Raw genomic sequence first — 15735 nt, forward strand, 5'->3', positions numbered from 1 at the left:
GGTATAAAAAATACTTTTTAAAAAATGCACCACAGATGAACTGCTCTAAAAAGAAAATCCAAACAAAATAAATGTGTATTTTTACCACAGTTAAAACTATAGAATATGTCTGTTGCAAAAAAACAATATAAAAGAGTTACCACAAAATCATTAGTAGATATGAAAGCTAATGGTCAAAAAATATCAATGTTAACTGCCTACGATTATACCATGGCAAAAATTGTTGATGGCGCCGGAATTGATGTCATTTTAGTTGGCGATTCTGCCTCTAATGTAATGGCTGGTCATGAAACTACGTTGCCAATTACTTTAGATCAAATGATTTATCATGCAAGTTCTGTTGTTCGAGGAATTGAGCGTAGTTTGGTAGTGGTAGATTTGCCTTTTGGTAGTTATCAATCCGATCCAAAAGAAGCCTTGCGTTCTGCCATCAGAATTATGAAAGAATCAGGCGGACATTCAGTAAAATTAGAAGGCGGAAAAGAAGTAAAAGAATCGATTAAAAGAATATTAAATGCTGGAATTCCTGTAATGGGACATTTGGGTTTAACACCGCAATCTATTTATAAATTCGGAACGTATACTGTTAGAGCAAAAGAGGAAGAAGAAGCAGAAAAATTATTAGAAGACGCAATGTTGTTAGAACGAATTGGTTGTTTTGCAATTGTTTTAGAGAAAGTTCCTGCTGCTTTGGCACAAAAAGTTGCTGAAAGCATTTCAATTCCTGTAATTGGCATTGGCGCTGGTGGCGGAGTTGACGGCCAGGTATTAGTTACACACGATATGTTGGGAATGACACACGAATTTAATCCTCGTTTTTTACGTAGATATTCTGATTTATACGATGGAATGACTTCTGCTTTTCAACAATACAATGCGGATGTTAAAAGTAGAGATTTCCCAAATGAAAGTGAGCAATATTAAAAATGAAAATTCTACATTTAGATTCTAATCATCCATTATTGTTAAACCAACTGAACGAGTTAGGTTTTACAAACGATGAAGATTATTCGTCTTCAAAAGATGAAATAGAAGCTAAAATTCATTTGTATGACGGAATTATCATCAGAAGTAGATTTTCTATTGACAAATTTTTTTTAGACAAAGCTACCAACTTAAAATTTATTGGACGCGTTGGTGCGGGATTAGAAAATATTGATTGTGAATATGCACAACAAAAAAACATCCATTTAATTTCTGCTCCAGAAGGAAACAGGAATGCTGTTGGAGAACATGCTTTAGGAATGTTACTTTCTTTATTCAACAAATTAAACAAAGCCGATACCGAAGTTAGAAACGGAAAATGGTTGCGAGAAGATAATCGCGGAATTGAATTAGACGGAAAAACGATTGGTTTGATTGGGTATGGAAATATGGGGAAATCTTTTGCAAAAAAACTAAGAGGCTTTGATGTAAAAGTTTTATGCTATGACATCAAACCAAATGTTGGTGACGAAAATTGCACACAAGTTTCACTTGAAGAAATCCAAGAAAAAGCGGATGTGTTGAGTTTACACACGCCACAAACAAATTTGACTACTAATATGATACACACTGATTTTATCAATCAATTTAAAAAACCCTTTTGGTTGATCAATACCGCAAGAGGAAAATCGGTTGTGACCAAAGATTTGGTTGAAGCTTTAAAATCAGAAAAAATTTTAGGCGCAGGGTTGGATGTGTTGGAATACGAAAAAGCATCGTTTGAGAATTTATTCAAAAACAATGTCATATCCAGCCTTTCGACTTCGCTCAAGACAAGCTCTATCGAGATGCCAAAAGCTTTCAACTATTTAATTCAGTCTAAAAACGTATTGTTAACGCCGCATATTGCTGGTTGGACGGTTGAAAGTAATCAAAAATTAGCACAAACTATTGTAGACAAAATCAAACAGAAGTTTCACTAAAAATACTCTATTATGAAAAAAAGAGTCACTGGAATTGGCGGATTGTTTTTAAAACTGAAGATCCAAAATCGACTAAAGATTGGTATAAAAATCATTTAGGTTTTAACACAGACGATTGGGGTTGTACTTTCTGGACAAAAGATGAAAAAGGAAATAAATGTTCTACTCAATGGAGTCCGTTTGCAAAAGACACCACGTATTTTGAACCTTCAAAAAAAGACTTTTTGTTTAATTATAGAGTCGAAAATTTAGTTGAGTTGTTAGAAGAATTATAAAAAGACGGTGTTACTGTTATTGAAAAAATTGAAGAATATGACTACGGTAAATTTGGTTGAATTGTAGATTTAGACGGAAATAAAATTGCCCTTTGGGAACCAAAAGATGCTGCTTTTTTCTAGTTTTATAATATCAACCAATTAAAAACAAAAGAATTAACAATGGAAATACTTGACAAAAACGGAAATCCAATTCAGAAACATGAAAGCAAAAGAGTGATTAGTGGAATTTTAGGAATTATATTAGGTGCTCTTGGAATACATAAATTTATTTTAGGATACACAACAGAAGGCATCGTTATGTTATTGTTGTCTGTGGTTACTTGTGGTATTGGAGCTTACTTTATGGGGTTAATTGGTTTAATTGAGGGCATTATTTACCTAACAAAATCTGATGAAGAATTTATTCAAGTTTATCAAGAAAACAAAAAAGGTTGGTTTTAAATCACTTTTAAAATTCATAAAAAACGCATACATAGATATATAGTACTACTTAAATTGTAAAAAAAATAGTATTAAATCTTTGCCTTTTGCTGCTCTTGAAGTTCTGTTGCTTTACGCTCTAGTTCTGCTTGGAATTCTTCCATAACTGGTTTTACGGTACTTTCTGGTAAATCTGCAACTCTGATATACATTAACCCATCTATAGCATTATTAAACTTTGGATCAACGTTAAATGCAACTAAGCGTGCATTTTGTTTGACATATTTTTTTATTAAAACCGGAATTCTTAATGCTCCTGGCTCAATTTCATCAATAATTTTATCAAATTTTTGCATGTCTGCCTTTGTGGCGTCAAATACAAAATCTTTATCATCGTCTTTTAATTTTACCTTAAATTCTTTCTTCGGAAATATATATTGAGCAATGTATGGATCGTAATAATGAGATTTCATAAACTCTATCATTAACGATTTAGAAAATTCAGAAAACTGGTTGCTAATACTAACCCCGCCCATTAAATATTTGTATTCAGGATAACGAAGTGTAACATGAACAATTCCTTTCCATAATAAAAATAGTGGCATTGGTTTTTGCTGATATTCTTTTACAATAAAAGCGCGTCCCATTTCTATAGTGTTTTCCATCATAGAATACAATTCTGGCTCAAAACGAAATAAAGTATGAATATAAAAACCTGCAATTCCATGTTTTTTATAAATATCTTTCCCTAGCCCCATTCTGTAAGCTCCAACAAGCATATTTGCTTCTCTATCCCATAATATTAAATGGTGATAATATTTATCGAACTTATCTAAATCGATTGATTTATTGGTTCCTTCGCCAACATCTCTAAAAGTAATTTCTCTTAACCTACCTATTTCTTGTAATACATTTGGAATCTCTTTTGAATTTGCAAAAAACACTTCATAATTTTTACTTTCTAGCAATCTTTTATCATTCTCTCTAAGTTTTTCTACTTCTCTGATAAAATATCTAACATTTTTTTGTGATATAATTTCTTTTGGTGATTTTGGTATTTTTAAGTTCTGTGCAGAAAGAATTTTTGATGGTTTTTTCTCAAATGGATTTGCCAACATATACGTTTTCTTTCTTATAAATTCAGAGAACGAAGCAATATCTTCATAAGAATCTTGATCTTTTACCGATATAGGTTTTCCTATTCTAACCTTAATAACTCTACGTTTTTGAGACAGTAATTCTGATGGTAATTTTGCCGTTCTAAACGTGTCACTAATTTTAGACAACACATAAAACATTTTACTGTTTTTAGCATGAAAATAAATTGGAATAACAGGAACTTGTGCTTTTTTTATCAATCTAACAGCGCCTTCTTCCCAAGGTTTATCAACCATTAATTTACCATCTCTGTATGTAGAAACTTCTCCTGCTGGGAAAATCCCTAACGAATTTCCATTTCTTAAATGCAACAATGCGCTTTTTATTCCTGCAATACTAGATTTTGCATCCTTATGTGTTTCAAAAGGATTAACTGGCATTACAAAAGGTTTTAACGGCTCAATTCTATGCAATAAAAAGTTCGCAATTATTTTAAAATCTGGTCGCTCTTGAAGCAATAATTTTAATAATAAAATTCCGTCAATCCCTCCTAAAGGATGATTTGAAACCGTAATAAAAGGCCCTTCTTTCGGGATTCTTTTTAAGTCTTTTTCAGGAATTTCAAACTCAATTTGAAAATCTCCTAAAATTCCGTTTAAAAAGTCTAAATCCTTTTTGTGTTTGTGTTTGTTGTAAATTCTATTAATTGCAGAAATGCTTAAAATCCTCATCAACAACCATCCAACAAAAGTTCCTAAAAACCCGTATTTAGACATTCCTAAAACGTCAGCAATTTCTTTAGATGTTACTAGGCTCATTCGTTAAAAATTGACATAACCACAAACTTACTGTAAAAATGTTAGTTGACATAATTATTTTTTTCATCAATAATTAGCTGAACTGTTTCTCTGCTAATTTGTTTTAAAATTACAGTTCCTTTTTTCTCAATTTCTTTTATCGTTTTTGAGTCAAAATGCCTAATGGTAAAAAGGGTAACATTTTCGTTAAACTTTACTATAAAATTTGGTTGTAACTCGTTATAAAAAGTTGTAAAATTAGAATAATTGTCCTCAATACATACAGAAAAACTAATTGCCGAATTCTGGATTAAATTTACTTTTATTTTATATTGATCTAATAAATCAAAAATATAACTCAGGTTTTTTTCAACCATAAAAGAAAAATCTTTTGCTGAAATTGACACCAATATTTGATTTTTCTTTACAATAAAACAACTCGTTTTTGGCACTAATTGAACGTCTTTACCAACTTTTGTTCCTAAATTTTTTAAATTTTTAAACGAACGAACATATAATGGAATTCTTTTATTTTCTAAAGGTTTTATAGTTTTTGGGTGAATTACAGATGCGCCATAAAAAGCCATTTCAATTGCTTCTTGATACGAAATTTGTTTCAGTAAAATTGTTTTTTCAAAAACTCTTGGATCTGCATTTAAAATACCATCAACATCTTTCCAGATAGTTACACTTTCTGCATCTAAACAATAGGCTAAAATCCCTGCTGTAAAATCAGACCCTTCTCTTCCTAAAGTGGTGGTGTTTCCTTTTAAATCTTGACCAATAAATCCTTGTGTAATGTATAATTCTTGTTGATTTAGTTTCTGACAATTGAAGAGCGTTTCATCCCAATTTACAGCGGCATTTCTAAAATTAGAATCTGATTTAATAATTTCTCTACTATCAAACCAAGTATTTTTAATGCCAGATTCATTTAAAAAAGCGCTCACTATTTTCGTCGCTATTAATTCTCCAAAACAAACAATTTGATCATACACAAAACTGTATTCTTTAGTAGAATTATGAATTAAAAATCCTTGTAACTTTCCGAATAAATCAGTTATTTCTTGATGAACTGGATGCTGGTTTTCAAATAAATTATGTAAAATTTCTTGATGAAAATATTGAATTTCGTCAATTGAATTTTTTAATTCTTTGGTGTTATTTAAATAAGCAGTAACCACTTTTTCGAAAGCATTTGTCATTTTTCCCATTGCAGAAACTACAACAAAGGTGTCTTTAGTTCCTTCGTGTTCTAACACACGAACTAAATTTTTAACACCTGTTACATTTTTTATAGAAGCACCACCAAACTTGAAGATTCTCATTACTTTTTTTCTATAAACTTTTTTAATGCTTCTTCTCTCATGTGCACAACTTGCCAATCATCTAAAACTGTTGCCCCTGTACTTTTGTAAAAATCAATGGCATTTTTGTTCCAACTCAATACATCCCAAACAACTCTTTTTGCACCTAAATCGTAAGCGAATTTTAAAATAGCTGTGTACAAAGCGATGCCTACTCCAAATCCTCTTTTTTGCTCGGTAACAATTAAATCTTCTAAATGAATTACGCGTCCTTTCCATGTAGAATATCTTTCATAGAACAACGCTGTTCCAATAATTTCATTGTTTTCTTCGGCGATAAACGTCATAAACTTTGGAGACTCTGAAAACCCGTCTTTAATTAAATCTGTTTCTGTGATTTCTACTTCGTTTGGTAATTTTTCAAACTCGGCAAGTTCTTTAATTAACCGCATCACATTTTTCATGTCTTCTTTTTGCCCTTTTCTAATGATAAAACTCATAATATATATTTAAGTAACGCAAATTTAAACGATATTTGTAAACCATTTACAATTAATTGACATGAATCAAGCTCACAGAACTCTCGGAGAATTTATCATCGAGAATCAAATGCATTTTAAATACTCTTCAGGTGAATTATCTAGAATCATAAACTCCATAAGATTGGCTGCAAAAGTGGTAAATCACGAAATCAGAAAAGCTGGTTTGGTTGATATTATTGGTGCTGCTGGTGATATAAATATTCAAGGAGAAGCACAACAAAAACTTGATGTTTTAGCAAATGATTTGTTTAAACAAACCATTATCAACAGAGAAATTGTTTGCGGAATTGCAAGTGAAGAAGAAGATGATTTTGTGGTTGTAGAAGGAAGAAACAAGGCAAATGAAAACAAATATGTGTTATTGATGGATCCTTTAGATGGTTCATCTAACATTGATGTAAATATTTCTGTTGGAACCATTTTTTCTATTTACAGAAGAATTTCTCCAACCGGAACTCCTGTTACTAAAGAAGATTTTTTACAAAAAGGAAGTGAACAAGTTGCCGCTGGTTATGTTGCTTACGGAACCTCTACAATCATCGTTTTTACAACAGGAAAAGGCGTAAACGGATTTACCTTAAATCCGGCAATAGGAACCTTTTATTTATCGCACCCTAACATTACATTTCCAGAAGTAGGACAAATTTATTCTATAAACGAAGGAAATTATGTGCACTTTCCGAAAGGCGTTAAAGAATATTTAAAATATTGTCAAGAAGAAGATGAAAATCGTCCTTATACTTCAAGATATATTGGCTCTTTAGTTTCAGATTTTCATAGAAATATGATCAAAGGCGGAATCTATTTATACCCAACAAGTAAAATTGGTCCAAAAGGAAAATTGCGTTTGTTATACGAATGCAATCCGATGGCTTTTTTAGCTGAACAAGCAAACGGGAAAGCTTCTGATGGTTATCAACGGATTTTAGATTTAGAACCCACAGAATTGCATCAACGTGTTCCGTTTTTCTGCGGATGTACAAAAATGGTAGAAAAAGCAGAAGAATTTATGACGAAATATCCTGAGGATGCTAATTATTAATCTATCAGTTTTATTGATACTTCTATAAAAAATCAAAACTTAAATGAGTTGTTTCCCATCCCTTTTTCAGTTAAATTTGTGAAGGCAAAACATCAGCATTTAGCAAATAAATAATAATTTTAATCATTTAAAAACAAATAATTATGGCTTTTCAATTACCAGAATTAGGATACGCTTATGATGCGTTAGAACCACATATTGATGCTAGAACTATGGAAATTCACCATAGCAAACATCACAACGGATATACAAACAACTTAAACAATGCAATTGCAGGAACAAGTTTAGAAGGAAATTCTATTGAAGATATTTTAGGGAATTTAGACATGAACAACAAAGCTGTTAGAAATAATGGTGGCGGTTTTTTCAATCATTCTTTATTTTGGTCAGTAATGAATCCAACGAATAAAGGAGAGTTATCTGGAGAATTAAAAGCTGCTATTGAAGCAGAATTTGGCTCTGTTAATGCTTTTAAAGATGCTTTTTCTAAAGCTGCAGCAACACAATTTGGTTCTGGTTGGGCTTGGTTATGTGTGCATAAAGGCGGAAAAGTTTCTGTTTGTTCTACACCAAATCAAGACAATTCTTTAATGCCAAATACAGGCTGCGGAGGAACTCCTATTTTAGGATTAGATGTTTGGGAACACGCCTATTATTTAAACTACCAAAACAGAAGACCAGATTATATCAACGCATTTTTTAATGTAATAAACTGGAACGAAGTTGCTAAAAGATATGCAGCTGCAAAATAACAACACAGTTGTTTTAAGTACTTCACTCATCTTTTAAAATGAGTTTTATAAATTAAAAAAGCATCCAAATTTTTGGATGCTTTTTTGTTTGTGTTTTTTTGTCTTTTAATACGCTCTTTTATCGTTTCCTTCATAAAAGTTGATAAACGCTTCGTTTACAACTCTGTGTCCACCGTCTGTAGGATAATCTCCAGTAAAATACCAGTCTCCTAAATTATCTGGACAGGCAATGTGTAGGTTTTCTACCGATTGATAAATTACTTCCACTTCTGCATTGATGTCCTCTGTTTTTAGCATTTGTGCGATTTTCTCAGAAATTTCTTCTCTCGTAAAAGGAGCATAAATTTCTTTTACAAAATTCACTATTTCAGCATCTGGCTTTCCTCTTTGCGCAATAGACTTTGCATAAACCTCATCTACAATATGGTATTGATGGGTGTCTTTTAACAGTTCTAAAGCTGCTTTAAAAGCAATAAAATCATTAATTCTTGCCATATCTATTCCGTAACAATCTGGATAGCGAATTTGTGGTGCAGAAGAAACAACTACTATTTTTTTAGGATTTAATCGGTCTAAAATTTTAATAATACTTTTCTTTAACGTTGTTCCACGAACAATACTATCATCAATAATTACCAAATTATCTGTAGGTTTTACAACGCCGTAAGTTACATCGTACACATGCGCAACTAAATCGTCTCTACTATTATCATCTGCAATAAAGGTTCTTAATTTTGCATCTTTTATGGCAATTTTTTCAAAACGTGGTCTTTCAGATAATATTTCTGTAACCTTTTCTGCAGACAATTTTGTGCCTCCAGCTAAAATTTTTGTTGTTTTTTGTTGATTTAAAACATCTTCAGCAGCTTCTATCATTCCATAAAAAGACGTTTCTGCTGTGTTTGGTATGTAAGAAAAAACGGAGTTTGTAATATCGTTGTCAATCGATTCTAATATTTGAGGAAATACTAATTTTCCTAAATTTTTACGCTCCTCATAAATAGACGCATCACTTCCTCTAGAAAAATAAATACGCTCAAAAGAACACGCTTTTTTTGGTTTTTGTTCTAAGATCGATTTTACATCAATCGTTCCATCTTTCTTAATAATTAATGCATGTCCTCTTTCTAATTCCTGAACTTTATCAATATCAACATTAAAAACGGTTTGAATTACAGGTCTTTCTGATGCAACAACGACAACTTCATCATCTTGATAAAAATATGTTGGTCTAATTCCTGATGGATCTCTTAAAACAAATGCATCTCCATGACCTAATAAGCCAGCCATTGCATAACCGCCATCCCAATTTTTTGAAGAACGTTGCAATACATTTTGTAAATCTAAATATTCTTCTATAAAAGGAGAAGCGTCTTTTTTAGTATATCCTTTTTCTTTTGCTTTTAAATACAAACTAGCGACTTCTTCTTCTAAAAAGTGTCCAATTTTTTCCATTACAGTTACTGTATCTGTAAATTCTTTTGGATGCTGACCTAATTCTACTAACTCTTCTAACAATTGATTAGAATTTGTCATGTTAAAATTCCCCGCAACAATTAAATTTTGGTGTTTCCAATTGCTTTGACGCAAAAAAGGATGTACACTTTCGATACTATTTTTACCAAAAGTTCCATACCGAACGTGTCCTAAAAACAAATTGCCCACATACGGCATGTTTTCTTCTTGCCAAGCAACATCATTTTTTTTATCTGGGTTTTTTTCTAAAACTGTATTTAAACGATTATTAATTTGCGCAAAAATATCTTGAATGGGTTGCGATTCATTTGATCGAATTCTGCTTATAAATCGCGTTCCAGGATTTACATTAAATTTTACACTTGCAAAACCAGCTCCGTCTTGACCACGATTGTGCTGCTTTTCCATTAACAAATACATTTTATTTATTCCGTAAAAAGCCGTTCCGTATTTGTCTTTATAATATTGTAATGGTTTTAATAATCGAACCATTGCAATTCCACATTCGTGTTTTAAAGCGTCACTCATTTGTTTTTTAGTTATTTAGTGTTGTTTTGTTCTAAAAAAAAATCCGCAGCAAAAAGCGCGGATTTTATATTTATGATATTTCAATATCAAATTGTGTTAGTTGCTTAAACGCTTCTAAGCGTTCTGTTACTTCTTCTTTTGTTAGTTCTTCCATTCGCTGTGTGCCAAATTTTTCTACACAGAACGATGCCAAATTAGAGCCGTAAATAATGGCGTTCTTCATGTTATCAAAAGAAATGTCTTCTGTTTTTGCTAAAAATCCACAAAAACCTCCTGCAAAAGTATCTCCTGCTCCTGTCGGATCAAAAACTTCTGCCAATGGTAAAGCTGGTGCAAAGAACATATTGCCTTCATTAAATAATAAAGCGCCGTGTTCTCCTTTTTTAATCACTACATATTTTGGTCCCATTTCGTGGATTTTCTTCGCCGCATTTACCAACGAATATTCTCCACTTAACTGACGCGCTTCTTCATCATTAATTGTAATTACATCAATTCTTTTAATTACTTCGTGTAAATCATTTAAAGCAATATCCATCCAAAAATTCATTGTATCTAACACAACTAATTTTGGTTTTACAGCCATTTGATCTAAAACGGATGCTTGTGTTAACGGATGTAAGTTTCCTAACATTACAATTTCTGCATCTTTAAAGTTTTCTGGAACTACCGGAGAAAAATGTTCTAAAACGTTTAACTCTGTAATCAAAGTATCTCTAGAGTTCATATCATTATGATATTTTCCACTCCAGAAAAATGTTTTCCCTTCTTTTATAATTTCAATTCCGTCGGTATTGATTCCTTTAGAGTTCATCATCTCTAAATACGATTGCGGAAAATCTCCTCCAACGACAGAAACAATACCTGTTTCTACACCAAATTGACTTGCTGCCAATCCAACAAAAGTTCCTGAACCTCCTAAAATTTTATCTGTTTTTCCAAACGGTGTTTCAATCGCGTCAAATGCAACGGTACCAACTGCTAATAATTTACTCATCTCTTAATTTTAACTTTCTGTAATAGAAAGATGTATTCTTAATTCTTGGTTTAATTTAACAATAAACCTTATTTATATTTAAACTAAATAGGCATAAATGCCATTTTTATCGTAATTTTGCCCAATTAAATAATCAGTTATTAGACTGTGCAAAAATAAGTTTAAAAAATGACTATCAAAGAAATACAAGAAGAAATTATTGACGAGTTTTCGATGTTTGATGATTGGATGGAACGTTATGAATACATTATCGATTTAGGAAAATCTTTGCCTTTAATTGATGCTGCTTACAAACTTGACGAAAATTTAATAAAAGGATGTCAATCTAAAGTTTGGTTGCATTCTGAAATTCAAAACGAAAAACTTGTTTTTACTGCAGATAGCGATGCTATTTTAACCAAAGGAATTGTTGCGTTATTATTGCGTGTTTTTTCTAACCAAAAATCGGAAGCTATTTTACAGGCAGACACTAAATTTATAGACCAAATTGGCTTGAAAGAACATTTAAGTCCAACCAGAGCAAACGGTTTAGTTTCTATGATAAAGCAAATAAAAATGTACGCAATTGCGTTACAAACAAAATAAAAAAATATCATTTTATAAAATATAAAAAAATGAACGACGTAGAATTAGAAGAAATTGGAGATAAAATTGTTCGAGTTATAAAAACTATTTACGACCCAGAAATACCCGTAGATATTTACGAATTGGGTTTGATTTATGATGTTTTTGTAAATGAAGATAATGAAGTTAAAATATTAATGACGTTAACATCACCTAATTGTCCGGTTGCCGAATCTTTACCAAGAGAAGTAGAAGAGAAAGTGGCTTCTTTAAAAGAAATTATCAAAGCAGAAGTAGAAATTACTTTTGATCCAACGTGGACACAAGAAATGATGAGTGAAGAAGCTAAGTTAGAGCTTGGAATGCTTTAATTCAGTGAACAGTTATCAGTTGATAGTTAGTAGTTAGCAAACCTTTAACCCTTTACCTTTCAACCTTAAAAAATGGCAGAAGAAATAATCAATAGAGTTGCAAGTAGCAAATTAATTACATTAGATCTTGAGGATTTTTATCCTGAAGGAAATCGTGTGGTTTTTGACATTAAAGATTGGTTGTTTAAAGAAATCATTTTAAAAGAAAAAGATTTTAGAGCTTTTGTAAACGATCATAACTGGAATCAATACCAAGGTAATTATGTTGCATTAACGTGTTCTTCTGATGCTATTATTCCTTCTTGGGCATATTTATTAATCACCACAAAACTGGCTCCTTTTGCTAAAAAAATAGTTGTTGGTAATTTAGAAACTTTAGAGACTGTTATTTTTGAAAACATAATTAATCAACTAAATATAGCTATTTTTAAAGATAAACCTGTCATTCTAAAAGGTTGTTCTAACAAACCAATTCCTGCTTCTGCATACACGCTTTTAATTCAAAAACTTCAGCCAATTGCAAAATCAATTCTATTTGGCGAAGCATGTTCTACAGTTCCATTATACAAAGCCTCAAAATAATTTTTTTTGTTCTTTAATTCGTGTTACTTTTGCAACTTAAATTATTTTAAGAACTGATGAAAAAGTACCTTTTCGGTTTTCTTTTACTAATATCTACACTTAGTTTTTCTCAAGAAAAGAAAGATAGTATTCCTCCTGCGCCTCCAAAATGGAAGGTAACCGGCTTGTTTACGTTTTTGTTTAATCAATCTACTTTTACCAACTGGAAAGCCGGTGGAGACAATACAATTGCTGGGAATATTGGTGTTAATTATGATTTTAATTACAAAAGCGGAAAATGGAACTGGGACAATAGAATAATTACAGTCTATGGTTTAAGTAATATTCAAGAAGCAGGTGTTCGTAAAACAAATGACCGTTTTGAATACAATTCTTTATTGGGTTTAAAATCTAATAAATATTGGTTTTTCTCTTTTTTCTTAAACTTTAAAACACAATACACAAAAGGGTACGACGATAGAGAATCACCAAGATTACTGGTTTCAGATTTTTTTTCTCCTGCATACTTGTCTTTTGGTCCAGGAATGTTATGGAAAAGATCTGATGATATTACAATAAACATTGCGCCTGCAACCTCTCGATTTACTTTTGTAAACGATCACTTTTCTGGGAAATATGGGGTAAACCCTGGAGAAAACGTAAAATTTGCATTAGGATTTAGTTTATCCGGCTATTTAAATTTTGAAGTGTTGGAAAACATTAACATGCAAAATATTATTGCGTTGTATTCTAATTACTTAAATAAAGCTCAAAATGTGGATGTTGATTACCAAGCAAAGTTTTCTACAGATATCAATAAGTACATGACCACTAATGTTATTTTTCATATGTTGATTGACGACAACGCTTCTAGCAAAATACAACTGAAACAAATATTTGGACTTGGATTAAAGTATGTTTTTCATAAAAAATAAATTCAATAAAAATGATTAAAAAAATTTGCTTCGCACTATTAGTCGTTGCGGCAATTCAAACACAGGCTCAAGATACAACTGATCAACCAATTTCTAATTGGAAAAAAACAGGAAATATTTCTTTTTTGGTCAATCAATCTGCTTTTTCTAATTGGATTTCTGGTGGAGATAACACTGTTTCTGGTAATTTAGGAATCAATTATGACTTTAATTACTCGAAAGAAAACACCACTTGGGACAATAAAATAATGTTGGCTTACGGACTAAATAATGTCAAAGGGAACGGAACTAGAAAAACAGATGATACTTTTGAATTTAACTCGCTTTACGGGAAAAAAGCAACTGGAAATTGGTCGTATTCTTTCTTTTTAAATTTTAAAACGCAATTTACAAACGGTTATGATTATTCTAGTGTGCCAAAGGTAAAAACCTCGGCATTTTTAGCACCAGGGTATTTCAGTTTTGGTCCAGGTATGTTGTGGAAAAAATCAGATAATTTTAAAATAAACTTAGCGCCAATTACCTCTAAAATCACCATGGTTTCTGATGAATTTTCTGGAAGTTACGGAATAGATTTAGGGGAAAACACACGTTATGAGTTTGGTTTTAATGGTTCTCTAAATTACAAAACCATACTAATGGAAAACATTACGATGGAAAACATCTTAAATGTGTATGCTAATTATTTAGACAAACCACAAAATATGGATTTAGATTATCAATTAAACTTTGTAATGCAAATCAATAAATACGTATCTACCAACTTAAATTTTCATGCTATTGTTGATGACAATGCAACAAGTAAAATACAATTTAAAGAAGTGTTTGGCTTGGGAGTAAATTACATTTTCTAAAAAAAATTAAACCAACTTTAAAGAGCCAGCATTTTGCTGGCTCTTTATGTTTAACTAAATAAGGATTTATTTTTTACAGAAAAATTTATTCTTCTGTATATTCATCATACAAAAAGTTGTTGTACGGAAAACGTGCAATATGAATTTTCTTTACTTCTTCATACACCTTTTCTTTAAACTCTTCGATGTTTTCTTTATTGATGGCAGATAAAAATACAGCTGTTATTTCTAAATCGTTCATCCATGTTTTTTGCCAATCTTCTAGCGTATAATGTGCTTTGGTTTTTTCTGTAACCAAATCATCTTCGTCAATCGTTTCGTGAGCATAGGCATCGATTTTATTAAAAACCATAAGTGTTGGTTTATCGGCACTTTTTATTTCATCTAAAATGGTGTTTACAGACGCAATATGATCTTCAAAATTTGGATGCGAAATATCTACAACATGTAATAATAAATCGGCTTCTCTTACTTCATCTAAAGTAGATTTAAAAGATTCCACCAATTGTGTTGGTAATTTTCTAATAAAACCAACCGTGTCTGTCATTAAAAAAGGAATGTTTTTAACCACCACTTTCCGTACCGTTGTATCTAACGTAGCAAAGAGTTTGTTTTCGGCAAAAACATCACTTTTACTAATCACATTCATTAATGTTGATTTACCAACATTGGTGTAACCAACCAGAGCAACTCGAACCATTTTTCCACGATTTTTTCGTTGCACAGCCATTTGCTTATCAATGGTTGCAAGTTTCTTTTTAAGAATGGTAATTTTATCTCGAATAATACGTCTGTCTGTTTCAATTTCTGTTTCTCCAGGACCACGCATTCCAATTCCCCCTTTTTGTTTATCAAGGTGGGTCCAAAGGCGCGTTAATCTTGGTAATAAATATTCGCATTGTGCCAATTCAACTTGAGTTTTTGCCGAACTTGTTTGTGCTCTTTGGGCAAAAATATCGAGAATTAAATTGGTTCTGTCTAAAATCTTACAATCCAATACTTTTTCGATATTTCTAATTTGTGCTGGTGATAATTCGTCATCAAAAATAGCAGTACCAATATTGTGTGATTCTATATATGCAGCAACTTCTTCTAGTTTACCTGCTCCAATAAAGGTTTTTGGATGTGGTTTTTCTAGTTTTTGTGTAAATCTTTTTACGGCAATTCCTCCCGCGGTTAAGGTTAAAAACTCTAATTCATCTAAATATTCTTCAGACTGCGTTTCGTCTTGAAATTGTGTGATAACACCAATTAAAACGGCTTTTTCTGAAGTTACTTCTCTTTCGTCTATCATAAGGAGCAAAGG

General features: G+C 31.6%; 16 protein-coding genes and 1 pseudogene. 11 read left to right on the plus strand and 6 right to left on the minus strand.

What is annotated here, in order from left to right:
• The first annotated feature begins 105 nt into the window (after nt 1-105).
• The 4 genes and pseudogenes from panB (at nt 106) to KCTC32516_RS03450 (ending at nt 2626) form a co-directional block, all read left to right on the plus strand.
• The gene (panB, locus tag KCTC32516_RS03435; protein ID WP_301401953.1) at nt 106-924 is read left to right on the plus strand and encodes a 3-methyl-2-oxobutanoate hydroxymethyltransferase; all 819 of its coding nucleotides are present in this window, start codon (nt 106-108) and stop codon (nt 922-924) included.
• A gap of 2 nt (nt 925-926) precedes the next feature.
• Entirely contained in the window at nt 927-1907 is a 981-nt protein-coding gene (locus tag KCTC32516_RS03440) for a 2-hydroxyacid dehydrogenase (RefSeq protein ID WP_301401954.1), read from the plus strand.
• 12 nt (nt 1908-1919) lie between these two features.
• Nucleotides 1920-2239, plus strand: a pseudogene (locus tag KCTC32516_RS03445) (VOC family protein); the annotation flags it as partial.
• 105 nt (nt 2240-2344) lie between these two features.
• Nucleotides 2345-2626: a TM2 domain-containing protein gene (locus KCTC32516_RS03450; RefSeq protein ID WP_301401956.1), complete on the plus strand. Its 282-nt coding sequence runs from the start codon at nt 2345-2347 to the stop codon at nt 2624-2626.
• Between the two features lie 71 nt (nt 2627-2697).
• Here the strand turns inward: KCTC32516_RS03450 and KCTC32516_RS03455 are convergent, their stop codons facing one another.
• The 3 genes from KCTC32516_RS03455 to KCTC32516_RS03465 are packed head-to-tail and all read right to left on the minus strand — an operon-like array spanning nt 2698 to nt 6307.
• Nucleotides 2698-4521, minus strand: coding sequence for a GNAT family N-acyltransferase (locus tag KCTC32516_RS03455; protein ID WP_301401957.1), 1824 nt, complete (start codon nt 4519-4521; stop codon nt 2698-2700).
• Nucleotides 4522-4562: 41 nt separating this feature from the next.
• Nucleotides 4563-5828, minus strand: coding sequence for an aspartate kinase (locus tag KCTC32516_RS03460; RefSeq protein WP_301401959.1), 1266 nt, complete (start codon nt 5826-5828; stop codon nt 4563-4565).
• Nucleotides 5828-6307: a GNAT family N-acetyltransferase gene (locus KCTC32516_RS03465; RefSeq protein WP_301401961.1), complete on the minus strand. Its 480-nt coding sequence runs from the start codon at nt 6305-6307 to the stop codon at nt 5828-5830. The genes KCTC32516_RS03460 and KCTC32516_RS03465 overlap by 1 nt, the downstream gene beginning before the upstream one ends.
• 61 nt (nt 6308-6368) lie before the next feature.
• On the opposite strand from KCTC32516_RS03465, the gene fbp reads away from it, so the two are divergent.
• Both fbp and KCTC32516_RS03475 read left to right on the plus strand, forming a co-directional pair.
• Nucleotides 6369-7391, plus strand: coding sequence for a class 1 fructose-bisphosphatase (fbp, locus tag KCTC32516_RS03470; RefSeq protein WP_301401964.1), 1023 nt, complete (start codon nt 6369-6371; stop codon nt 7389-7391).
• Nucleotides 7392-7534: 143 nt separating this feature from the next.
• Nucleotides 7535-8143, plus strand: coding sequence for a superoxide dismutase (locus KCTC32516_RS03475; protein ID WP_301401966.1), 609 nt, complete (start codon nt 7535-7537; stop codon nt 8141-8143).
• Between the two features lie 105 nt (nt 8144-8248).
• Here KCTC32516_RS03475 and KCTC32516_RS03480 read toward each other — a convergent pair whose 3' ends face one another.
• Both KCTC32516_RS03480 and KCTC32516_RS03485 read right to left on the minus strand, forming a co-directional pair.
• Entirely contained in the window at nt 8249-10147 is a 1899-nt protein-coding gene (locus tag KCTC32516_RS03480; RefSeq protein WP_301401968.1) for an amidophosphoribosyltransferase, read from the minus strand.
• Between the two features lie 70 nt (nt 10148-10217).
• Nucleotides 10218-11144 (minus strand): PfkB family carbohydrate kinase, encoded by a 927-nt coding sequence (locus tag KCTC32516_RS03485; protein WP_301401970.1) that lies wholly within the window; start codon nt 11142-11144, stop codon nt 10218-10220.
• Between the two features lie 168 nt (nt 11145-11312).
• On the opposite strand from KCTC32516_RS03485, the gene KCTC32516_RS03490 reads away from it, so the two are divergent.
• The 5 genes from KCTC32516_RS03490 (at nt 11313) to KCTC32516_RS03510 (ending at nt 14429) form a co-directional block, all read left to right on the plus strand.
• The gene (locus KCTC32516_RS03490; RefSeq protein ID WP_301401972.1) at nt 11313-11729 is read left to right on the plus strand and encodes a SufE family protein; all 417 of its coding nucleotides are present in this window, start codon (nt 11313-11315) and stop codon (nt 11727-11729) included.
• A gap of 29 nt (nt 11730-11758) precedes the next feature.
• The gene (locus KCTC32516_RS03495; protein ID WP_301401973.1) at nt 11759-12079 is read left to right on the plus strand and encodes an iron-sulfur cluster assembly protein; all 321 of its coding nucleotides are present in this window, start codon (nt 11759-11761) and stop codon (nt 12077-12079) included.
• Between the two features lie 72 nt (nt 12080-12151).
• Nucleotides 12152-12661, plus strand: a complete 510-nt coding sequence (locus tag KCTC32516_RS03500; protein ID WP_301401975.1) for a DUF2480 family protein — start codon at nt 12152-12154, stop codon at nt 12659-12661.
• A gap of 56 nt (nt 12662-12717) precedes the next feature.
• Complete coding sequence (locus KCTC32516_RS03505; protein ID WP_301401977.1) at nt 12718-13575, plus strand: DUF3078 domain-containing protein; 858 nt, start codon at nt 12718-12720, stop codon at nt 13573-13575.
• An 11-nt stretch (nt 13576-13586) separates the two neighbouring features.
• Entirely contained in the window at nt 13587-14429 is an 843-nt protein-coding gene (locus KCTC32516_RS03510; RefSeq protein WP_301401979.1) for a DUF3078 domain-containing protein, read from the plus strand.
• A gap of 85 nt (nt 14430-14514) precedes the next feature.
• Here KCTC32516_RS03510 and hflX read toward each other — a convergent pair whose 3' ends face one another.
• Nucleotides 14515-15723, minus strand: a complete 1209-nt coding sequence (gene hflX / locus KCTC32516_RS03515) for a GTPase HflX (protein WP_301401980.1) — start codon at nt 15721-15723, stop codon at nt 14515-14517.
• Between the last annotated feature and the right edge of the window lie 12 nt (nt 15724-15735).

It is taken from the genome of Polaribacter huanghezhanensis, from assembly GCF_030444335.1.
Taxonomy (GTDB): Bacteria; Bacteroidota; Bacteroidia; order Flavobacteriales; family Flavobacteriaceae; genus Polaribacter; species Polaribacter huanghezhanensis.